We start from the raw sequence: 22,840 nt of genomic DNA, 5'->3' as shown, positions 1-22,840 counted from the left end.
CTATAGTCACATAAAGTAATACAAACAAAAATATCCCCTATAGATATATGAATTTATATCTATAGGGGATATTTATTTGCATTTTTATCAGAAAAATATGATATAATAAGTTGTATAAAATTAATTATTCTTTTGGTCATATAAAGGACGTAACGATGTCTGATCAACACAATACAAATAACAATCAAAATACATATAGAAGTAGTGATCGTAGTGATAGCTACAGTAGTAATACACGTGCGGCAGAACCTAATACACGGGTATTATCTGATGATGAACGCCGTGACTTTGATGGTGTAACCATTGAAGAGGTAGGAGACTCTGTTCATGTGGACTCTACACCTAGTAATATGAACGAAGAGTATCAACGCGGTGAAGAGTACAATCAATATGGGCCACATGTTAAGGTGTATAGCTTTAATAGTACAAGCTGGCTTAGTCGTATCATTTTGATTATCATATTAGCTGTTGTTTTAGCAGCTGTTGTATTCTTCGGTGGCATTATCCTCTCTGTAGTAGGGGTTGTCATTTTAGTGGGTGCTATTGTTTCCTTTATCTTTGGGCTCTTTTAATGGTATAATATATATATTATGACTAGACGGTGGCTGAGCCATTCGATGATTTAAAGGGGACCTATGAACGTAGTTTTATCCACATTAAACTCAAAATTTATACATTCTTCTCTGGCTTTGCGTTATCTTAAAGCGTATGGGCAGGCTCACGGACAGGCATACGATATAGTAGAATATACTATTAATATGCCTGTTTTACATATTCTTAGCGATATTACAGAGCGCAATATAGATATATTGGGCTTTGCTTGCTATATCTGGAATATTGAGATGACTTTACATGTAGTAGACATGGTGAAAGCTGTGCGACCAGATATTAAAATTATTTTAGGTGGGCCGGAGGTGTCTTTCACAGCTGATGAAATCTTAAATCGTTGTGCTGCTGTGGACTATGTCGTACAAGGTGAGGGGGAAGAAGCTTTTTATCAACTTATTAGTGCACTAATCGCTGGCAAGGATGGCTTAGAAGAGCAGATTCCTGGCGTACGTGGTCGCCACATTTCTGGCCGACTCCTGGGCTCTACTGATACGGTGGAGGTAAAAGATCTGAGTACTATACCATTCCCATATGTAGAAGAGGATATGATAGATTTAGAACATAAAATCATCTACTATGAATCCTCTCGAGGGTGCCCATTCTCTTGTCAGTACTGTTTATCTGGCAATAAAAATACAGTTCGCTTTTTCCCGCAGGAAAGAACTTTTAAAGAACTACAGTGGTTTATCGATCATAAGGTAAAACAAGTTAAATTTGTTGATAGAACTTTTAACTGTGCGCCACATCATCATCGACCTATGATGGAATTCATGCGTGATGCCGATACGGAGACGAATTTCCATCTAGAAATGGAACCAGAGCTAATGACGGAATGGGAAACAAATATTCTCTGTGAAACACCACCAGGCCGTATTCAAATTGAGGTAGGGGTTCAAAGTACACATAAGAAAACCTTAGATGCTATTAATCGATATAATGATTGGCCGTATATTCAAAAGGCTATTCGCCCTATTATTGAAGCAGGCCGAACTCATGTGCACATGGATTTAATTGTAGGCCTGCCTTACGAGAATAAACAGCGGTTTGGATTATCCTTTAATGATCTTTTTAGTTTACAGCCACATGCGTTACAAATTGGATTTTTAAAACTGTTAAAAGGTTCTGGTGTACGCCGTATGGAGGAGTATCAATACATTAGTGATCCCTTAGCTCCATATGAGGTATTAAGTACTCACGTACTCCCTTATAGAGATATACGTTTCTTAAAACACTTTGAAGATGTCTTTGAACGCTTTTATAATAGTGAACGATTTAGAACTGTGTTTGGCTATATTGGTATTAAGCTTATAAAAGAACATACTGATACATCTATAACTGGGGAAGATACAGAAACTAATCATGTACTACCTATGAAAAAGTATGATCCTTCTAAAGTGGAGACAAAAAAAGATGCTTTTTCCTATTTTTGTGACATGACACAGGCTTGGCTCGATGCAGGTAATCATAAGATTAATTTGAAAGATATAGATCAAATAGAGTTCTTGTACAATTTTTTCTTGTCTAAAGGTGATACAGTAGCTGCCGAATTATTACAATATGATACACTCGTTAGCTATCGTGGTAAGGTCCGCAGTGAAGCCGTAGGTTTACCAAAACAGACAAAAGAACTTTTACAAGAAGGGGAAGCATTCTGGCGCAATGAAGAAATTGCATCTCAGTATATTCCAAACTATACATTTAAAGAGTGGCGCAAAATTCGCCAACAATATGTAGAAATGCCTATGTCTGAGGATACAGCTAAAGTGTTAGGTATAGAGAATGTACCAAATGTACCTTTTACAGTTGTAATCGACGTAAATAAAGAGATCAAACCTTTTATACGTCCTGAAATAGAGGCTTGTTAGTAATATAAAAATAGTTTATCTAATTTTTTATAATCAAAAGATTAGAGAATTTATGATAGTTGAAATATTACATAATAAGCGATGATTGGTTAGTTTAATAGGAGTGTTATGACCGATACAACGAGACTAAAACGATACCGCATGGTATCTAAATATTATAAAGAAACATATGGGGAAAAGGTTTATAAATTACCTGTAGCACTACCCTTGACCTGTCCAAACCGAGATGGTTCAGCTGGTGTTGGAGGCTGCACCTTTTGTGGTGAAATCGGCGCGGGCTACGAAAATCGTCCTGCTTGGATGACGGTGCGCATGCAGCTAGAGGAAAACATTGCTCACATAGGCCCTAAATATAAAGCAAAGAAGTTCATCCCTTATTACCAAAACTTTAGTAATACCTACTTGAATCTTGATGATTTTAAAAGCTATATTGAACAAGGATGCATCGATGAAGCCGTGGGCATTGCTATTGCAACAAGACCCGATTGTATTGCCGATGAATATCTTGAAATATTAGCTGATATTAGGGATCGCTTTCATAAGGATATCTATATTGAGCTAGGTCTTCAAACGGTTAACTATGATACATTAGAGAAAATTAATCGTGGTCATGATTTAGCCCAGTTTATTGATGCCGTATTACGGATTAAACGATATGGATTTAACATAACTACTCATATGATAGTTAATTTACCATGGGATACAATGAAGGATACAATCGAAGGGGCTCGTATTTTATCTGCACTCGGTGTTGATCAAGTGAAACTGCATGCTTTGTATATTGTAAAAAATACATTGATGGCCAAGTGGTATCAAGAGGGGCAGTTTACTTTAATTAGTGCGGAAGAATATGCTGATCGGGTTGTTAATTTTGTACGTCATTTACACCCTGATATTGTTTTACAGCGTCTTGTAGGCCGAGCGCCTGAAGATAATACGCTTTTTACAAACTGGTCCATGGGTTGGTGGCGCGTACAAGATTTAATTGATGATAAACTAGACGAACTAGATGCTCATCAAGGTGATCTTTGTGATTACCTAAATGGTAAAGCAGTTCGTAAATTTATAGATTAGGAGGTTATATGAGCGAACAAGTATTTACATTTCCTACATATGACCTAGCACAATCCATACTAGGTCAACATAATCGATATCTGCATATGATGCTTGAAGTCATCTCTGCAGATGTAGTGGCACGTGGTGATACGGTAGTTATAAAGGGTGATGAAAAACAAGTAGAAGCTCTTTATCGCACTTTAGAAGAACTAGTATTTCTTTACCGTGAAGGTAGTACCATAACTGAGTCTCAAGTGCGTATTGCAGCCAAACTCGTGGCTAATGGTAAAGCTGATGCCGTACATACTATGTTTGAGGATACTTTATCCGTTAATATGCGCGGTAAAAATATTACGCCTAAAACGGAAGGTCAAAAATACTATGTAGATAGTATCCGAAAAAATACCATTACTTTTGGTATTGGTCCTGCTGGTACAGGTAAAACATTCCTGGCCGTAGCTTTAGCTGCATTCTATTTAAAAAACCGCAATGTAGATAAAATTATTTTGACACGCCCTGCTGTAGAGGCAGGTGAACGGTTAGGCTTCCTACCTGGTGAATTACAAGACAAGGTTGATCCTTATTTAAGACCTCTTTATGATGCATTACATGAAATGTTTGGTATCGAGCAAGTACAACGTTTTATGGAACGTGGTACTATCGAGGTAGCACCACTAGCGTATATGCGTGGCCGTACATTGGAAAATGCCTTCGTCATTCTCGATGAGGCTCAAAATACGACGGCAGAACAGATGAAAATGTTCCTAACTCGTCTAGGCAACAACTCTAAAATGGTAGTCAACGGTGATAAGACACAAATTGACTTACCTCCACGTGTTGTGTCTGGCCTCGGCGAGGCTGAAAAGGTATTGCGTCATGTGCATGGTATTAATATGGTTTACTTTAGCGATCAAGACGTTGTTCGTCACGATTTAGTAGGTCGCATTGTAAAAGCTTACGATGCATATCACGAACGTAAGTTAGCTGGTGAGACTACAGAATCTAATGCAGTATCCAAAGAGAATGTAGCGAAAGGATAAGCATGTATATACACATTAGCTATGATGAAGGAATTCAAGAGGATTCCAATATTGAGGCTGTTATACGCAAGGTCTGCGATGAAGTGAGTCGCGTATATGGCCTCGAAGAAGATGAAATGAGTATTTTACTCTGCAATAATGCTAAAATTCACGAGCTTAATAAGGAATATCGAGGCATCGATAGACCAACGGATGTATTGTCCTTTGCCCTCAATGAAGGGGATGATTACGAAGGTAGTGAAGAGGAACATCACTTACTTGGTGATATGATTATTTCCTTAGAGCGTACTCGTGAACAAGCTATTGAATATGGACATAGTTTTGAACGGGAATTAGCATATTTAACGACTCACAGTTGCTTACATATCTTAGGCTATGACCATATGAACGACGAAGATAAAAAAGAGATGCGCACAGAGGAAGAATTTATCCTAGGTAATCTAGGTTATGTGCGGGAGGATGCACCATATAATGAATAAGAACGAACATTTTAAATCAGGCTTTGTTGCCGTTGTAGGACGCCCTAATGTGGGTAAATCTACTTTAATTAACGCTCTTATTGGCGATAAGATTGCTATCGTATCCGATAAGGCTCAAACAACGCGTAACCGTATCATCTGCGTATATACAGATGAAGCCAAACAAATTGTATTTATGGATACACCAGGTGTTCATAAGCCAAAACATAAGCTAGGCGAATTCATGGTAGATGCTGCTATCGAGTCCTTAAAAGAAACGGAAGCCGTTTTATTTGTCGTAGCAGGCAATGAAAAACGTGGCCCTGGGGATAATTTTATTATTGAACAATTGAAACGTGTAAAGGTTCCTGTATTTTTGGTAGTTAACAAAATTGATACACTCAAAAAAGAAGAACTTTTAGAAGCAATCGTTTCTTATCAAGATGCATATCCTTTTGCAGGTGTCATTCCTATTTCTGCAAAAGATAAAGAGAACTTATCTGAAATTCTTAAGGTTCTAGAAGAATCATTGCCGGAAGGTCCACAATATTTCCCAGAGGATATGATTACGGATCAACCGGAACGCCTTATTATTTCCGATATCATTCGTGAAAAAATCTTGTTAGCTACACGAGATGAGATTCCTCATGCTATCGCTGTAGACGTAGATGAAATGAAAACACGTGATGACGGTACTACCTATATCCGCGCTACAATCTACTGTGAAAGAGATTCTCAAAAGGGTATTATTATCGGTAAAAAAGGTGCTTTATTAAAACAACTTGGTGCTGAAGCACGCGCAGATATTCAAAAGCTATTAGCTACAAAGGTGTACTTGGACCTTTGGGTTAAAGTAAAAAAAGATTGGCGAAATAAATCTGGTATGTTATCTGAACTTGGTTATAGAAAATAATTTGATATAATAAAAAGAAATAAGTGTTTCCATATTCATATGAAAGGAATAAAGATGGATAGTGTAGATGGCCTGTTACCCATAGGGTTTGGTCTGTTATGTATTTTTTTAATTAACTTTTTTGTGGTTGCAAAGTTCTCCTTTGCCCGCCTTCGTAAAGAACATGTAGAGGATATGGACATCCTCTTGGAGAAGGATAGAGAATTTTTATTAAAGCTCTATCAAAATCCTGAGTATTTTCTAAATACTACGCAGTTTTTGATTCTATTTTTTATCTTGGCCCTTGCAGGCACTGGTACATTTGTATTTGATAATATCGTTGATCGTTTAGTGGCGGTTCTTAATATTCATAGTACATGGATGCATTTGGTACTAGATGTTATTTTATTACTATTAATTAGTTTAATCGTTTTAATCTTCGGCGAAATTGTACCTAAAGCATTGGGCCTATCCTTCCCTACGAAATACGTGAATACCTATAGCCGTATCGTGGTGGCTGCAGGTAAATTGGTGTATCCATTTATTTGGATTGCTAGTAAAATCTCCAATGTTATTTTAGGCTTTTACAAAACAAAATATTTAACAGAGCTTGACCTTGTGTACTCAGAGGAAGAAATTCGCATGATGATTTCTCGAAGCCACGAGGAAGGGCAATTGGACCAAGTAGAGTCTGAGTTAATCGATAATGTCTTTAACTTCGTAGATCGCATGGCGAAAGAGGTTATGGTGCCTCGTCAAGATGTAGACTGCGTATTCGTAGAAGATGGTTACGATGAAGCTATGAAGGTTATCCGCTCTAAAGTACATACACGTTATCCACTCTGTGTAGAGGATAAGGATCACATTATTGGCCTCGTTCATATTAAAGATTTAATGGAACGCCCTAATCAAGCCCGTAAGGATTTGCGCAATATTAAACGAGATATTCTTACTGTTCCAGAGGTAATGAAATTATCTACCTTGTTGCAATATATGAGAACGCGCCGTATTTATCTAGCTGTAGTAGTAGATGAATATGGTGGCATGGTAGGTCTTGTAGGTTTAGAAGATATCATAGAAGAGCTAGTTGGAGATATACAAGACGAGCATGAGCCGCATTTACCAGCTACGATGTCCTATGCAGATGGTTCCTTCGAGTTTGATGGCAAGGTCCTCGTTGACGAAGTAGAAGAAATTATGAATATTGAAATTGATAATTCTGATTCTGATACAATTGGTGGCTATGTATTTGGTTTATTAGAACGTACACCAATTGTAGGTGATACGGTGGATGCTCATGGTTACACCTTTGAAGTTACTCAAATGCAAGGCTATCGTATCTCTCGCATTAAAGTAACACCTATACCAGTAGAGGAACCAACGGAAGAAGAAAATGAAGAAGCTTAATGGTGGTTTTAATACGCCAGCCATCGTCATAAGTCGAAAAAAGTATAAGTTGTATTCCGTATTTACGTTTATTACACCTAGCTTGGGACTTATTAAAGCATCGATTCCACATAAGCGAATGATGACGATGCGCAACAGCTCCTATTTACGTCCATTTAGTGCCATGTATATTACAGTCGTACCCGATGGAGAATATGTAAATGTTACGCAAATTGATGGCTCCTATGTAGTGGAATCCTTAGATGTAAACCTCAATAATATTGCCTATGCAGCGGTAGCGAGCGAGCTCATTCAAGAGTTATTTGCCATGTATGACGTAGATCGCAAGGTTTTTGATACCGTTGTAAACTATTCCAAGCAAATTCGACGTCGCAATGTACAATTGGGAACGATAATGCTTGGATGGCAACTATTATCCCTCGCAGGGGTTGTCCCTAGTGCTAATGCTTTTAGCCATCAAGATGGAATCGAGCCATTCTGGATGCAGGTGAAAGAAACAACAAATCTTAGCATTTCTCGTTCTGTGAAAGCCGCATTACCTCAGATTCTAGCTTACCAGTGGGGCGAAGATACGCTTTTAGAATTTCCCAAAACAATTTGGAAGGAACTTGAAAAGCTACTATTTGCATACTGCGAGCAAGAAATTGGTAAGCCGTTGCAAAGCGTAAAGTTTTTAAATTCCATAATTTAATGACAGTAAAAAGGCAGTTTGAGAAATCAAACTGCCTTTTATTGAAATGTATTATGAGGTACTATATGGATATAATATTTTCTTCGTTGCCTATAGACAAAATAAATAAAGATAAAACTTTAGATTTACAAGAAATTCAACAAATATATAATTTCCTTTTAACTAATGACTATTATATATTTTCTGATTATGAGTTAGTAAATAAATTATATCAAACGATGGTCTTAAACAATCGTTGGGATTACAAGATAGCACTTAGATACTTTGATTATTTATGTTTTCTAAGTTGGGAATATGAAGCCATCATTGTTAGAGATCTTCTATTAGATAATCATGTTAGCTTAGCTGGTGAATTTTGTTTAGATACAGAATTAGTAAAAGATGGACTAAGTTATTTTAGAGATGATGCTATTTGGAGAGGGAAGGATTATGATAGTGACAGTATTCCGGCATCTATATCTGAATGGGCCATTTATTATGATGAAGAAGAACAAAGGTTTCATAAAGTAAAACCATCAATGATAGAAAATATTATTATTGAGGTAGTTGATGCTGAACAGGGACTTTATATTATTGGAAAAGAATAATTCAAATAGACAAATGTACATCTGTAGTTGACACTTTTAATAACAATTATTTATAATATAACAATGTTATATTATATGTTTTTATAGGAGGTCATTATGCAGCTTTTGGGAAATCTCAAAATACATTTTCTAGCGCTCGTACTAACTGTAGTCGCTGAATTTATAGGCATAAAAAAACTAGGTCCTGTTGTATTGTTGCCATTATTGTACACATTGATTCTAGGTTTATTAATTTCTATTCCTAAGTTTAAAATTCTTACGATTAAACAGATGGAAAAATCTGCCGATTATATCGGTATTGCCGTTATGATCTTGATGGTAAAAGTAGGACTTGGTATTGGTCCAAATCTTGGTATTCTTACAAGTGCTGGCTGGGCATTGTTATTACAAGAGTTTGGTCATTTCTTTGGTACGATTGTATTCGGTTTACCTATAGCTTTGTTAGTAGGTATGCGTCGAGAAGCAGTAGGTGCTTGTTACTCTGTAGACCGTGAGCCGAACGTAGCAATTATTATCGACAAATTTGGCTTTAGCTCTCCTGAGGGTCGTGGCGTTATGGGCATGTACATCTGTGGCGTTCTTATCGGTGCTATGTGGTCCTCCGTATTGGCTGGCATGTTGGCACAATCTGGTTGGTTTCATCCATTGGCATTAGCTATGGGCGCTGGCGTAGGTAGTGCTAGTATGATGGCGGCAGCTACAGCTCCAATCATTGCAGTATATCCAGATTATGAACAACAAATTATGGCTCTTGCTGGGGCTGCAAACTTGTTGACTACCGTTCTAGGCGTATACTTTGGCCTATTTGTTTCGTTACCAGTTATGGAGAAAACATACAACTTCTTTACAGGCCGTACCCGTGAACAAGACTTAGCAGAGGAGGCAGCAAATCATGAGTAAAAGTGAAAAATTAACACAATTTGTCATCGTTATTTGTATCGCTGCTATCATCACTGCAGTAGGTAACGTAATGGATGGTAAACATCTATTTAGCGATAGTTTAGTTGGCGTAGCTATCTTGGCAGTTCTTGCTACAATTGGTGCTTTAATCTCTAACTTGCCATATACTAATAAATTACCTATGGTATTCTGGGTATCTTTAGTTGGTGTTATTGCATCATTACCAGGTATGCCTGGCCAAGAATGGATTATAGCTAAAACTAGCCAAGTTACATTCCTTGCTACAACAACACCAGTACTTGCGTATGCAGGTTTATCCTTGGGTAAAGACCTAGGCGCTTTCCGTCGATTGTCTTGGCGCATTATTCCTGTTGCATTAGCTGTAACAGCAGGTACTTTCATCTGTGCAACAGCATTAGCCCAATTAGTACTTCATTTAGAAGGTTTAATTTAATACTAAATCATAATGTTAGATGTCTAAACTATGTTAAGATATACATATAGATTTATATTTTAGAAGATATCTATATATCATGATCGACCGTATTTTATACGGTCGATTTTATAAAGGAGATATTATGAGCCGTATGACAAAGGAAGAAGTAAAACAACGCGTATGTGAAGCTATTGTTAATGCACAACCATGTTTACGAGAATTGGCTGAATCTATTATGGCTGAACCTGAGTTGGGTTTTAAAGAGGTAAAAACCTCTAAAAAGGTTCAAGCTATGTTTGATGAACTTGGCATTTCTTATACTACTGGCCATGCATTGACAGGTGTAAAAGGTAGAATGAAAGGCCGAGATAGTAAATATACGGTTGCCATGGTGGGGGAATTAGATGCCATTCTCTGTCCTCGCCATCCTCGTGCCGATGATTTAACAGGCGCCGCCCATTGCTGTGGTCATAATGTACAAATTACCAATATGTTTGCCGTAGCTATGGGTTTACAAGGGGTGATGGATGAGCTAGCTGGTGATGTCGTATTATTTGCTGTTCCTGCAGAGGAAATGATTGAAATTGATTACCGCAATAAATTGCGTGAACAAGGAAAACTGAAATATATGGGTGGCAAGCAACAGCTTATCTATGAAGGTGCTTTTGACGATATCGATATGGCCATGCAAATGCATGTAGAGACTGCCAAAACTCCAGCTGGTGAAATGGGGCTTGGTAGTACCTCCAATGGTTTCGTATCTAAACTGATTGAATATCACGGTAAGGTAGCTCATGCCGCTCAAGCACCCCATGAAGGCATCAATGCTCTTAATGCTGCTTTGATGGGTGTAATGGGGGTTAACTCTATTCGTGAAACTTTCAAAGAAAGCGATTATTTCAGATTCCACCCAATCATTAATCAAGGCGGTACATTGGTAAACTGTGTGCCTGATTATGTTCAAGTTGAAAGTTACGTGCGCGCCTCTAATATTGAAGCTATTGTAGATGGCAATCATCGTGTAAATCGTGCCCTAAAGGCAGGTGGTGATGCAGTAGGGGCCACATGTGTTATCAAGGACCTACCAGGTTATTTACCGATGCGTAATGATGAACGTATGAATGCTCTATTACGTAAAAATTCCAATCCTATTTTTGGTGAATCCAATGTATACCAAGGTCCGCATATTACGGCTAGTACTGACATGGGGGACGTATCTCACTTGATGCCGGTTATCCATCCTTGGGTTGGCTGTATCAGTGGTGTACTACACAGTGCAGAATATGAAATCTCTGTACCTGATGTAGCGTACATTAAAACAGCACAAGCCTTGGCTATGACTATCGTAGACTTACTATACAATGACGCAGCAGGCGCTAAAGATGTATTAGACAACTTTACACCAGCCTTAAACAAAGAAACTTATATTGAACTATTAGATCGCATTGCTAAGGGTGAATAAAATAAACCACCTATTGAAGATGAATTGATTATCTTTGATAGGTGGTTTACAATTTATTTATATAACTATAATAGTTCATTTAAGTTTATATTCTCATATATTATATAAGTATATTTAGTATATGTTAGAGGCGGTTATGAAAGAGAATATTGCTTTACTACTAGCCATCTTATATCTGATTTATAGATATAAGACTTATAAGAAAGTTAATAAAACAATAGAAGACAGAATAGAAAATGTACACAAACTATTCTTTAAACGGATACAGCATGCTTTACAGTGTTCTGAAGAAGAGGCAGAGAAAGTTGGTCTAGCATTAGATAAATATTTTGTACCTTTAGAAAGTAAATTCTATAAAATGGATGATAATACTTACTCCTTTATTGATGCAGGCGGCCTTAAAGGACTATTCTCAATAGATAAAAATTATAATTTAGTAACATTAGTATATAATAATGTAGATTTATTAGCTTTAGAGCAAAATTAGTAAATTAGATTAATTAGGATTAAAGCAATCCTATAATAATAACATTAATGTTATACCTTTCGTATTTATATCTGAGGAGTTAAAGAGTTTTTATGCCCATTAGAAAGCTTATAAAGATAACTTGTACAGTAGTTTTATCGTTACTAGTAATTATTCTACTTTTTATTGGAATTAGAATATACGAATATCAAATATTTATAAACTCTCTTGTAGATTATGGCAAACAAACAGGGCTCAATAAAAATATGACTGGTTTTGCTACAGATTTTCCCTATATATATTCTAATGGTGATTTCGGTATAGTTGTTGTTAACGTATTACCCTATGGAACAGTACGAATTATTCCAAATCATAAAGGCTTTAGTAAAACATTTGAATCTCCAGCAGATAGTAATTTAGAGTATTTGCAAAAAGCATATGGGGATGAACTTATAATTTTGGACAGTATTGATCAATTTTCAGAAGATGAAAGAAAGATTATATCTGAGATAACTAAGAAGGACTCAAAACCACGATATGATCGTGATACTTGGGTTACTAGATCATACTAATTTAAGGTAAGTATGCTCTTAAATTAATTTGGAGAATAAATTATGTTCGAGATAGTAACAATTTTAGGGCTTATATATTTGTTATATCGTATTAGATTCTTTTATAAAGAGGATAGTATATTTACTAAATAAGCCATGTGAAAATATTCTGGAGGATGAAGAAGAAAAAATGAGGAGTAATTAAATCAATGAACTTTATATATTATTTTGCTACTATATCCTTATTTTTAGCATTTGCCTATAGTGTAATTCAATATATCCGAAGATCTAATGAAGACATAAATGAAAAATATAGATTGATTAGTTTTGGCATATTTTTATTTGTATTGTTTACGGATTTAAAGTTCTTGGATACTATAAATAAAGAATTTAAATACCTAATTGAATTTTTATTGCTATCATTTAGTACATACCTGTTTTCACTAATTTATAAAAATAGTGACAATAAAAGGACTTATTACCTATTTTCTTTTTTTACAATATTGTTATTTTTAATGGCTATCTTATTCTCTATGTAATTGAAAATTATATATATATAATTGTAGTTATGTTTATTTTATGGATTGTATTGCATTAACTAAATTATGTTATTAGAATACATTTTTTATGGCTAGACTATTTCCTCAGGGGGAAACGTGTGGAAAAACAAATAGTAAATATATTTTTATTTTTAGGTTTTAATTATTATATGATTAAATCTTGGGGTACTCGGAAGGTTACAGTTTTAACACTAATTGGCAACTATTTCTTAATCAGTATTTTAATAGAATCGTATTTTGGTTTGCCTAAATTCATTGAGGACTTTAATGCACTATTTATGCTTGGAATAGGTATGGTAGGTACTTATATCTTATGGCGTAAAAATAAAGCTGGAACACTAACGGAGTATGAAAAAAGAGGATGGATTCTGACTCGTACTTTCTTAGCATTATTTGTCTTAGCTGTATTAGTATTTGCTTTAATATTTATATTTATGGAGTATATTTATGGGATATATATTTAGTGTAATAATATATTGAGTTCTAATCTGGAGATTAAATAGTAGAAATATTACCTCTGAAAATAATTATAGTCTTCGTTATAGAGTTAGTAATTTTTGGATTGGTAAGTCTCCTGATTTTAGGTATTTTTATAGAAAAGAGATCTCTATACTTGAGCGATTAAATAACTTGTAATATTAATCTCACAATAATGATCATTTTAAGTTGATATTTTTTATATTTTATTTGATTAAAAATATTTTCTTATATTTTGATAGATAATAGTTAAAGTTTTTGAGGATATTTATGGATAAAATACAAATTATAGAATCTGAATTAATTTCATTGCAGTATGCTGATGAACAAATGTTGGACTTTTTAGTTACTGATTTAGGTAATAGAGCTATTTTAGTGGCAGAGACATTTTATCTAGAATTTAAGTATTGTACTCAAATTAATATAGATAATGATTTAATGAACACACTTTTTTTACCTAGATTTAAAACTGGTAAATCTAGTCTTTTTATTCAAGATATTTCTATAGAGACTAAAGACGTTCGATCAAGAGGTGTTATAAAAAATAGACATGTTGATAAAGGTTATGCTACAGCAGTAGGCTATGAGTTTACTATTAACTTTGCATTTATGGATATAGCTATCGATTGTTTAGATTTTAGCTTAGTGAAGAAAAAAGATTTAGAAAGAGATATTGATTCGTTGATACATTATAAAGAAATCGAGTAATAGAATGTTAATCATTAGTTTTATTAATAATCTTTGATTTCATTCTTATATAGTTGATATATTTACTTGTGTTGACATTCATCCCTCTGTATTGCTACAATATTATCTATAATATATGCGATGAAGCAGAGTAGTAAACCTCTCTAGCGAGTGAGGATGGTGTAAGCTCACATTTGGTTGAAGGCGCTGTAGAGCATTGGCAGGAACGCAGGTATCTGTTAGTAAAGGCCAACATAGAAAAAAGAGGGCGCAAGCCAAATAGGGTGGAACCGCGGGTATACTCGTCCCTGTAACGTTTTTCGTTACAGGGACTTTTTTGTTTGTAACGAAATGGTTGATTTTATGTCGGTTGTGTAAAGTGGAGGCAGCAATGACATTTCAAGAGATTATTTTAAATCTACAAAAATTCTGGAGCGATCAAGGTTGTATCGTTCAAAATCCATATGACATCGAAAAGGGTGCAGGTACAATGAACCCTGCAACATTCTTGCATGCTATTGGTCCTGAACCATGGGCTGTATGTTATGTAGAGCCTTCTCGTCGTCCAGCAGACGGTCGTTATGGTGATAACCCTAACCGTTTGTTCCAACATCATCAATTCCAAGTTATCGTGAAACCATCTCCAGATAACATCCAAGAATTGTACTTACAATCCTTGGCAACACTTGGTATTCATGCTGAAGATCACGATATCCGCTTTGTAGAGGATAACTGGGAATCTCCAACATTGGGCGCTTGGGGCCTTGGCTGGGAAGTATGGCTCGACGGTATGGAGGTAACTCAGTTTACATATTTCCAACAAGTTGGTTCCATCGACTGTAAACCAGTGTCCGTAGAAATTACATACGGTTTAGAACGTTTGGCTATGTACATTCAAGGCGTAGAAAACGTATATGACCTTAAATGGAATGACAACGTTACATATGGTGACGTTTGGCATGCTAACGAAGTTGAACAATCCGTATATAACTTTGAATTAGCAGATACAGATATGCTTTTCAAATTGTTTGATATGTACGAAGCAGAAGCAAAACGCGTTTGTGCAGCCGGTTATGTATTACCAGCTTACGACTATGTATTGAAATGTTCCCACACATTCAACTTGCTTGATTCCCGTGGTGCTATTTCCATCAGCGAACGTACTGCTTTCATCGGCCGCGTACGTGCATTAGCTCGTATTTGTGCACAACAATACCTTGCTAAACGCGAAGAATTAGGTTTCCCACTTTTGAAAGGAGATAAATAAGATGGCAAAGGATTTATTATTTGAAATCGGTGCAGAAGAAATTCCTGCCGGCTTTATGCCAAATATCTTAGGTCAATTGAAACAATTGGCTGAAACAAAATTAAATGATGCCCATCTTCCTTTTGAAAGCATCGCAACATACGGTACACCACGTCGTTTAGCTCTTATCGTGAAAGGCCTTGCTGATGCATCTGCTGAAATCAGTGAACGTCATAAAGGTCCTTCTGCATCTATCGCATATGATGCTGACGGTAATCCAACAAAAGCAGCTATCGGCTTTGCTCGTGGTAAAGGTCTTGATGTAACGGATCTCGTTGTAGAAAACGGCTATATTTACGCTGAAACTAAAACTGCAGGGGTTCCGGCAAAAGATATCGTCACAGACATGTTGCCACAACTGATTACAGGTCTTAACTTCCCTAAATCCATGCATTGGGGTAAATTAGATGCTAAGTTCGTACGTCCTGTACGTTGGCTTGTAGCTTTACTTGATGAAGACGTAATTCCTGTAGAATTTGCTACTGTAAAATCCGGTAATGTAACACGTGGTCATCGATTCTTAGGGGCTGATGAAATTACTATCAAAAATGCATCATCCTATGTAGACACATTAAAAGAAAACTATGTTATGGTTGATCAAGACGCACGTCGTGAATTGATTTCCAAACAATTACATGATATAGCAGCTTCCAAAAATGCATCTATCGTTTGGGATGATGATTTGTTAGAAGAAATCAACTATCTTGTTGAATGGCCTACAGCATTGTGTGGCGGCTTTGAAGAGTCCTACTTGGCACTTCCAGATGCAGCTATTATTACACCAATGAAAGACCATCAACGTTACTTCCCATTGGTTGACCAAGACGGCAAATTGTTGCCAATGTTCTTAACAGTTCGTAACGGCTCCGATCATTCTATTGAAGTAGTTCAAGCTGGTAATGAACGCGTATTGCGTGCACGTCTTGATGATGCTAAATTTTTCTTTAACGAAGACCGCAAGAAACCTCTTATCGACCGTCAAGATGGTTTGACTAAAATTGTATTCCAAGAAGGTCTTGGTAACTTAGCAGATAAAACTGAACGTTTACTTAAATTGGGCCGTGTGTTTGGTGAAGAATGTGGCTTGCACGAAGATACAGTTGTTGTATTGGAACGCGCTACAGAGCTTGCTAAGACTGACCTTACTACAGGTATGGTTACAGAGTTTACTGAATTACAAGGTGTAATGGGGAAAGAGTATGCTTTACTTGATGGTGAATCTCCTGAAGTAGCAGAAGCTATTTTTGAACAATATTTACCTCGTTTTGCAGGTGATGTATTGCCTCAAACGGAAGCAGGTAAAGTATTGTCCATTATCGATAAAGTAGATAATATCGTAGCTACTTTCAGCCGTGGCCTAATTCCTACAGGCTCTCAAGATCCATATGCATTGCGTCGTCAAACAATTGGTATCTTGAACATCTTGCTTGGTAGCGAATGGAATATCAGCTTACGTCCAATCTTCAAAGCATCTATGGAGTTACTTAATGTACCAGCTGAAAAACAAGACGAATTGCTTGACCAAGTAGAAGAGTTCTTCACACTTCGTTTGAAAAATATTTTCCTTGATCGCGAGGTTCCTCATCATGTAATCGACTTGTTGTTGTCCAACAACGAATTGTCCGTTGCTGATGCAGAAGGTCTTGTAAATGCATTGTTAGTTAACCGCATCGATGAAGACGTTGAACTTGTTCAAGCTTATACTCGTATGTACAATCTTGTAAAAGATGTGGAATATACTGGTGTTAATAGCGATTTGTTGAAAGAAGATGCTGAAAAAGAATTGTTCGAAGCTGCTTCTAAAGCATCTGAAGCAAGTAGTGCTGCTTGGGAAGCTGGCGATTACGATGCAGTCGTGGCAGTTCCGGCTACTTTAGTTCCAGCTATCAACAAATTCTTTGAAGATGTAATGGTTATGGACAAAGATGAAGCTATTAAAGCAAACCGTTTACAACTTGTTCGCTTAGCGTACAGTGTAATGGCTATTATCGGTGATATTAGTGCATTAAAATAATATGTTATAGTAAAAGTTTAAATTTTTACAATGATATACAAGAGAAGAGGTACCATGTGTACCTCTTTTTTGCTTTTACGAAGAATATGCAAATTTTATGCAGGATTTTTAGAGACTATAGCGAATACTTTATAATATACAAAGTTGTATGAGGAGATAGATGATTATGAATCATGATGAATTATATAAAGCCTTATGTAAGGTGCCAAGCGGCAAAGAAAAGTCTCGTGATAGAATTATTATTGAATTATATATGCGTTCTCAAGGAGCATCACAGAAGCAGTTAGTAGATGCTCTAAATATGCGTCCCGCTACTGTGTCGGAGCAGACAGATATTCTCATTGAATTGGGATATGTTACAAAACATATTGATTATATGGACAAACGTATATCTGTGGTTACTTTAACAGATGAGGGGAAACGGTTAGGCAAAACTCTTCTACATACATATAACGAATTTCTTAATGTAATGTTTTCTGATTTATCAGATGAAGAACAGGAGAATTTATACCGCTTATTAGATAAGTTAAAACGACCAATTATACGTAAATAATACGTAAATATTTGGATTTTAAAATAATATAGAAAATACTTGCTAACAGTACGTGATTTATGATACTATATTGCTGTTAATTTGAGACAGTCCGCTGCCTATAAGGTGTAGGTATTGAATGTCTGCAAACAGGAGGAAACAATGAACATTATTAACGTACTTGAACAAGAACAACTTCGTACAGACATCCCTACATTCCGCGCTGGTGACACAGTTCGTGTACACGTAAAAGTAGTGGAAGGTACTCGTGAACGTATCCAAGTGTTCGAAGGTTTGGTAATTAAACGTCAAAACGGTGGCGTACGTGAAACTTTTACAGTTCGTCGTATTGCATCCGGTGTAGGTGTAGAACGTACATTCCCACTTCACAGCCCACGCTTAGCTAAAATCGAAGTTATGCGCCGTGGTGTTGTTCGTCGTGCTAAATTGTACTACTTACGTAACCTTACTGGTAAAGCTGCTCGTATTCGCGAAAAACGCTAATGTTCATAAAAGGCTGCCGTTGGCAGCCTTTTATTTTTGCTAAAATTAGATATGAATAGTTCTATTTCATTATTATCTGAATTAAATTATTATAATAGAGAAATATAGAGCTATAAAAGATAGATAAAAATATAAAACATACATATAAATATAAATATAAAATATACTAAGTATTTCTAAGAGTTTAAGTATCTCTAAGAGATGTATATGAGTATGTAGAAAGGAAATACTATGGCAGATTCACCTATCGTACATTGGTTCCCTGGTCATATGGCGAAAGCCACACGTATGATTACGGAGTATATCAAAAAGGTAGACGTAGTTATTGAGTTACTAGATGCGCGTATTCCTCGTTCTAGTGCGAACCCAGTCATCACAGAACTCGTTGGTCAGAAACCTCATATCGTACTGTTAAATAAAGTAGATTTAGCAGATCCTAAAGCTACAAAGGAATGGACTGAGTTCTTTACAAAACAAGGCATCATCGTATTGGCTATCGATTCTAAGTCTGGCAAGGGTAATAAGAAGTTAATATCCACTGTAGAGCGTTTGAGTAAACCTATCATCGACCGTTGGGTTGCAAAAGGTATTCGTAGCCGTTCTGTACGTACTATCATCTTAGGGATTCCTAACGTTGGTAAATCTACATTGATTAACTCTTTAGCTGGTTCTGCTGCAACGCGTACAGCTAATAAGGCAGGTCATACACGTGGTCAACAGTGGGTTAAAATCGGTAAAAATCTTGAATTGCTTGATACACCAGGTGTATTATGGCCAAAATTAGAGGACCAATGTGCCGCGGCTCGCCTTGCTATGACAGGTGCCATTTCCGATGATGTTTATGATTTAGAGCATGTTATAAAACAGCTATTAAATTACTTATTGACGAACACGCCAAATATTTTGGTAGAGCGTTATAAATTAAAAGAAGAAGAGATGACCGATGTTGATACGATTCTTGAAAGCATCGGACGTCGTCGAGGTTGTCTTGTAAGCGGTGGCATTGTAGATTTTGACAAGGCTCGCCGTATTATCTTGCAAGACTACCGCAATACTAAGTTAGGTACAATTACTCTCGATCAAGTTGATGAAGAACCGTACTACCCTGCAGATGGTGAGGAGAGTCATAATGGATAAGGATGTATTTTCTAAGTTAAAAGTAGCAGATATTAAAGCTCTCTTTGAAACTGAACAAGCCTTAGAGATTTTGTCTTTTGCTCAAGAGGATACTCGTAGTTCTGTACAGAAATTGGCTGCTTCTTATATTAAGCGTCAAGAAAAAGAGTTAAAAGAACAGCAACGTCTTATGGGTATGTATGACTATGAAGGCATGTTCTATGATCAAGGTATCTATCATGTGGCTGGTGTTGATGAAGTGGGGCGTGGTCCTATTGCGGGGCCTGTCACGGTAGCTGCTGTTATCTTGCCACCTATGACATTAATTCCAGGCCTTAATGACTCTAAAAAACTAACCGAAGAAAAGCGTGAAGCGCTCTATGATATCATCATGGACGAAGCCGTTGCTGTTAGCTGTATTTCCTACGGCCCAGAAAAGATTGATGAACTCAATATTTATGAAGCAACGCGACAAGCGATGTATGAGGCTATTCGTACGCTCAGCGTACCAGCTGAAGCAGTAGTAGCCGATGCTATGAAATTGCCTGATTTGAGGATTCCCGTTGAATCCATCATTAAAGGTGATAGCAAAAGCGCTAATATTGCTGCTGCATCCATCATTGCAAAGGTTACGCGAGATCGATATATGAAGAGTCTTGATGATGAGTTCCCTGGCTATGGCTTTGGTATTCATAAAGGTTACTATACGGAATTACATAAAGAAGCTATCGAGCAACAAGGGGTAACACCACTACATCGAAAGAGCTTTGAACCTATTAAATCTATCGTTCGTTGGGTTAAACCTGAGTAATTTCTAAGTATTTATTATGGATAATAAATTTATTTTATAATTAGACTATCAAGTTAAGTCCTATAGTTGTATTAGTTTTATTCGTATTATCACATTATAAATTGCATATAGTTCATAACTGTAAAGAGGTTCCTAATAGTCACCTATGTGACTATTAGGAACCTCTTTTGTATTTACTTTTACATCTTACGTATCTTACTCTACAAGTAAGTATTACCTGTTGAAAGATTAATATAGTGTAGATATTAAAATTCTATGAGTTATTGTTGCAGATACACCTTATTAGGAGGTATATATGAAAACGATTAGTACTGGTAAAGCATTTAATGAACTCGATTCAAAAGAACTGGGCAAATGGGGAGAACGAGTAGCCACTAACTATATTGAAAAAATAGGACTTACAGTAGTAGATACAAATTATCGAACGCGGTTAGGAGAAATTGACATCATTGCTAAACGTGATTTAGTCTATCATTTTATTGAAATTAAAGCTCGCCGAGGTATGCAACATGGACTAGCACGTGAGGCAGTTACCAAGAAAAAACAAAAGCATATTAAACGAGCTGCTATGTTGTTTCTATATGATTTAAATCAAAAAAAGCGCCGTTGGAAGGAAATATCCTTTGATGTAATAGAGGTGTATTTGCACGAAGACTTTCAAAGTTCTATTCATTATTTACCACAGTGCTTTTAGTGAGGTCGGTTTATGTACGCAAAATTATATGGAGCCACCTTGCACGGCATTGATGGATGCATCATTACTGTAGAGGTCGATATATCACAAGGTTTGCCGGTTTTTGATATCGTTGGTCTACCTAATCAATCGGTTAAAGAGGCTCGTGAACGAGTGCGAGCGGCCATTAAAAATAGTGGCTACGAATTTCCAATGAGACGCATCGTAGTCAATTTAGCACCTGCCACAATTCGTAAAAGTAGCGCTGGACTCGACTTAGCGATTGCTTTAGGGATTCTGCTTGCATCAGGACAGATAAAGGGGCGTAAAGCAAAGATTTCGGCTTTATTTGATAAGAGTCTGTTTATGGGAGAGTTAGCGTTAGATGGTTCGTTATTACCGACCTTTGGGACTTTAGCTATGTCGCTAGCAGGATTAGATGCTAACTATTCAAAAATTTATACAAGTATTGAAAATAGTAAAGTGCTACAAGCTATTCCTAATTTAACCATATATGTTGGATCATCACTACAAGAAATTATTACTATTTTAGAGGAACAAGCTAAGCCAAAGGTAGTTGATAAAAATAAACAAATAAGTATCAAAACAGAACATGTAGATAAACATAATATCAATAAATCAACTCTAGAGTCTATGCCATTAACTGGAACCAATGAAAATCTATATACAATGAGTAAACAGCACGTAAGCGCAATTAGTAATAGTTGTGTTGATACGTCTGTCACGGATGAAAGTATAACTATAAAGACTATTCAAACATATACAGTTGATTTTGGCGATGTACAAGGTCAAGAGTTAGGAAAACGAGCCATGCTCATCAGTGCTGCAGGTCATCATCATTGTATTATGATAGGGCCTCCAGGTGGGGGTAAAACGATGATGGCCGAACGATTGCCGACCATATTGCCTCCTATGACTTGGAATGAAATTGTTGAAGTGAGTCGTATACAAGATGTAATAGGTTTACTAGGTGATAATGGGCTAGTGAAATCTAGACCTTTTAGACATCCTCATCATACGGCAACTTTGGCTAGTATGGTCGGTGGAGGGATACAGGGACGTCCTGGAGAGGTAACATTAGCTCATGGAGGCGTATTATTTATGGATGAAGCGCCTGAGTTTCAACGCCAAGTAATCGATGCATTACGACAGCCTTTAGAGTCTAGAACGATTACTATAAATCGGTCTCAAGGAAATTATATATATCCAGCTAATTTTATTTGTATTCTTGCGGCCAATCCTTGTCCTTGTGGGTATTACCATGATCCTTATAAGGAATGTGTCTGTACAGAAACGATGGTTAAAAACTATCAGCAACGGTTATCAGGGCCGATTATGGATCGTATTGATTTGCATATTCCCGTTGAGAGACCGACCCTTGAACAGCTGTTAGATACATCATCTTCAAATATGACGAGTGAAAGTATGAGACAACAAGTTATCATGGCCACTGCTATGCAACAGAAACGATATGAAGGTTTTGACTTTAATTCGAATGGAGCAGTTCCCCATAAGGCAATTAGTGAACTATGCAATATTACAGATAAGGCTTGGAGTGTTTTAGGCAATATATTTGACCATTTTCATTTAAGTGGGCGAGCTTTTGATCGCATATTAAAGGTGGCTCGTACAATTGCTGATTTAGAAGAAAATCCAAAAGTAGAACCACATCATATTTCTGAAGCAATGTTATTTAGAACTGGCAAATAAAGTAATTAT

At 36.5% G+C, this 22,840-nt stretch carries 24 protein-coding genes; all 24 read left to right on the top strand.

The genetic code is table 11. The features are described from left to right. Positions 1 to 155 precede the first annotated feature (155 nt). The 24 genes from HMPREF0874_RS01935 (at position 156) to HMPREF0874_RS01815 (ending at position 22,831) form a co-directional block, all read left to right on the top strand. Positions 156 to 572: a hypothetical protein gene (locus HMPREF0874_RS01935; protein WP_008601041.1), complete on the top strand. Its 417-nt coding sequence runs from the start codon at positions 156 to 158 to the stop codon at positions 570 to 572. Positions 573 to 635: 63 nt separating this feature from the next. Then, on the top strand, positions 636 to 2,474 hold the full coding sequence (locus HMPREF0874_RS01930) for a B12-binding domain-containing radical SAM protein (protein WP_008601040.1): 1,839 nt from the start codon (positions 636 to 638) through the stop codon (positions 2,472 to 2,474). Positions 2,475 to 2,582: 108 nt separating this feature from the next. Continuing rightward, positions 2,583 to 3,548 (top strand): TIGR01212 family radical SAM protein, encoded by a 966-nt coding sequence (locus tag HMPREF0874_RS01925; protein ID WP_008601038.1) that lies wholly within the window; start codon positions 2,583 to 2,585, stop codon positions 3,546 to 3,548. A gap of 8 nt (positions 3,549 to 3,556) precedes the next feature. Next, the gene (locus tag HMPREF0874_RS01920) at positions 3,557 to 4,570 is read left to right on the top strand and encodes a PhoH family protein (RefSeq protein WP_008601036.1); all 1,014 of its coding nucleotides are present in this window, start codon (positions 3,557 to 3,559) and stop codon (positions 4,568 to 4,570) included. A 2-nt stretch (positions 4,571 to 4,572) separates the two neighbouring features. Then, positions 4,573 to 5,049, top strand: a complete 477-nt coding sequence (ybeY, locus tag HMPREF0874_RS01915; RefSeq protein WP_008601034.1) for an rRNA maturation RNase YbeY — start codon at positions 4,573 to 4,575, stop codon at positions 5,047 to 5,049. Beyond that, positions 5,042 to 5,941, top strand: coding sequence for a GTPase Era (era, locus tag HMPREF0874_RS01910; protein ID WP_039964967.1), 900 nt, complete (start codon positions 5,042 to 5,044; stop codon positions 5,939 to 5,941). The genes ybeY and era overlap by 8 nt, the downstream gene beginning before the upstream one ends. Positions 5,942 to 5,995: 54 nt before the next feature. Beyond that, positions 5,996 to 7,327: a hemolysin family protein gene (locus HMPREF0874_RS01905; RefSeq protein WP_039964966.1), complete on the top strand. Its 1,332-nt coding sequence runs from the start codon at positions 5,996 to 5,998 to the stop codon at positions 7,325 to 7,327. Beyond that, a complete protein-coding gene (locus HMPREF0874_RS01900) occupies positions 7,314 to 8,018 on the top strand; it encodes a DNA repair protein RecO (RefSeq protein WP_008601029.1) in 705 nt (234 codons plus the stop codon). The genes HMPREF0874_RS01905 and HMPREF0874_RS01900 overlap by 14 nt, the downstream gene beginning before the upstream one ends. A gap of 65 nt (positions 8,019 to 8,083) precedes the next feature. Continuing rightward, positions 8,084 to 8,605: a hypothetical protein gene (locus HMPREF0874_RS01895; RefSeq protein WP_008601027.1), complete on the top strand. Its 522-nt coding sequence runs from the start codon at positions 8,084 to 8,086 to the stop codon at positions 8,603 to 8,605. A gap of 96 nt (positions 8,606 to 8,701) precedes the next feature. After that, entirely contained in the window at positions 8,702 to 9,505 is an 804-nt protein-coding gene (locus tag HMPREF0874_RS01890) for a DUF3100 domain-containing protein (RefSeq protein WP_039964965.1), read from the top strand. Then, positions 9,498 to 9,959 carry a hypothetical protein gene (locus HMPREF0874_RS01885; protein ID WP_038125372.1) on the top strand — a complete coding sequence of 154 codons (462 nt, stop codon included), beginning with the start codon at positions 9,498 to 9,500 and terminating at the stop codon, positions 9,957 to 9,959. The genes HMPREF0874_RS01890 and HMPREF0874_RS01885 overlap by 8 nt, the downstream gene beginning before the upstream one ends. Before the next feature lie 124 nt (positions 9,960 to 10,083). Beyond that, a complete protein-coding gene (locus HMPREF0874_RS01880) occupies positions 10,084 to 11,403 on the top strand; it encodes an amidohydrolase (protein ID WP_008601024.1) in 1,320 nt (439 codons plus the stop codon). Positions 11,404 to 11,539: 136 nt separating this feature from the next. Then, positions 11,540 to 11,890: a hypothetical protein gene (locus HMPREF0874_RS01875; RefSeq protein ID WP_227065298.1), complete on the top strand. Its 351-nt coding sequence runs from the start codon at positions 11,540 to 11,542 to the stop codon at positions 11,888 to 11,890. Between the two features lie 92 nt (positions 11,891 to 11,982). Next, the gene (locus HMPREF0874_RS01870) at positions 11,983 to 12,441 is read left to right on the top strand and encodes a hypothetical protein (RefSeq protein ID WP_008601021.1); all 459 of its coding nucleotides are present in this window, start codon (positions 11,983 to 11,985) and stop codon (positions 12,439 to 12,441) included. A 637-nt stretch (positions 12,442 to 13,078) separates the two neighbouring features. Next, the gene (locus HMPREF0874_RS01860) at positions 13,079 to 13,444 is read left to right on the top strand and encodes a hypothetical protein (protein ID WP_038150263.1); all 366 of its coding nucleotides are present in this window, start codon (positions 13,079 to 13,081) and stop codon (positions 13,442 to 13,444) included. A 283-nt stretch (positions 13,445 to 13,727) separates the two neighbouring features. After that, complete coding sequence (locus tag HMPREF0874_RS01855; RefSeq protein ID WP_004697174.1) at positions 13,728 to 14,165, top strand: hypothetical protein; 438 nt, start codon at positions 13,728 to 13,730, stop codon at positions 14,163 to 14,165. Between the two features lie 370 nt (positions 14,166 to 14,535). Then, entirely contained in the window at positions 14,536 to 15,411 is an 876-nt protein-coding gene (gene glyQ / locus HMPREF0874_RS01850) for a glycine--tRNA ligase subunit alpha (RefSeq protein ID WP_039964963.1), read from the top strand. A 1-nt stretch (position 15,412) separates the two neighbouring features. Beyond that, positions 15,413 to 17,464: a glycine--tRNA ligase subunit beta gene (glyS, locus tag HMPREF0874_RS01845; RefSeq protein ID WP_039964962.1), complete on the top strand. Its 2,052-nt coding sequence runs from the start codon at positions 15,413 to 15,415 to the stop codon at positions 17,462 to 17,464. Between the two features lie 166 nt (positions 17,465 to 17,630). Next, entirely contained in the window at positions 17,631 to 18,017 is a 387-nt protein-coding gene (locus tag HMPREF0874_RS01840; protein WP_021148181.1) for a MarR family winged helix-turn-helix transcriptional regulator, read from the top strand. 141 nt (positions 18,018 to 18,158) lie between these two features. After that, positions 18,159 to 18,500 carry a 50S ribosomal protein L19 gene (gene rplS, locus HMPREF0874_RS01835; protein WP_004695921.1) on the top strand — a complete coding sequence of 114 codons (342 nt, stop codon included), beginning with the start codon at positions 18,159 to 18,161 and terminating at the stop codon, positions 18,498 to 18,500. 231 nt (positions 18,501 to 18,731) lie between these two features. Next, positions 18,732 to 19,637, top strand: a complete 906-nt coding sequence (ylqF, locus tag HMPREF0874_RS01830) for a ribosome biogenesis GTPase YlqF (RefSeq protein WP_008601014.1) — start codon at positions 18,732 to 18,734, stop codon at positions 19,635 to 19,637. Beyond that, complete coding sequence (locus HMPREF0874_RS01825; RefSeq protein ID WP_039964961.1) at positions 19,630 to 20,427, top strand: ribonuclease HII; 798 nt, start codon at positions 19,630 to 19,632, stop codon at positions 20,425 to 20,427. Before ylqF ends, HMPREF0874_RS01825 begins: the two co-directional genes overlap by 8 nt. Before the next feature lie 295 nt (positions 20,428 to 20,722). After that, entirely contained in the window at positions 20,723 to 21,121 is a 399-nt protein-coding gene (locus HMPREF0874_RS01820; protein ID WP_004695915.1) for a YraN family protein, read from the top strand. 12 nt (positions 21,122 to 21,133) lie between these two features. Continuing rightward, a complete protein-coding gene (locus tag HMPREF0874_RS01815; RefSeq protein ID WP_008601010.1) occupies positions 21,134 to 22,831 on the top strand; it encodes a YifB family Mg chelatase-like AAA ATPase in 1,698 nt (565 codons plus the stop codon). Positions 22,832 to 22,840 lie beyond the last annotated feature (9 nt).

Source organism: Veillonella sp. 6_1_27 (assembly GCF_000163735.1).
Classification (GTDB): Bacteria; Bacillota; Negativicutes; order Veillonellales; family Veillonellaceae; genus Veillonella; species Veillonella parvula_A.
The sequence above is the reverse complement of the archived record's forward strand: the minus strand, read 5'-3'. Positions and strand labels throughout refer to the sequence as shown.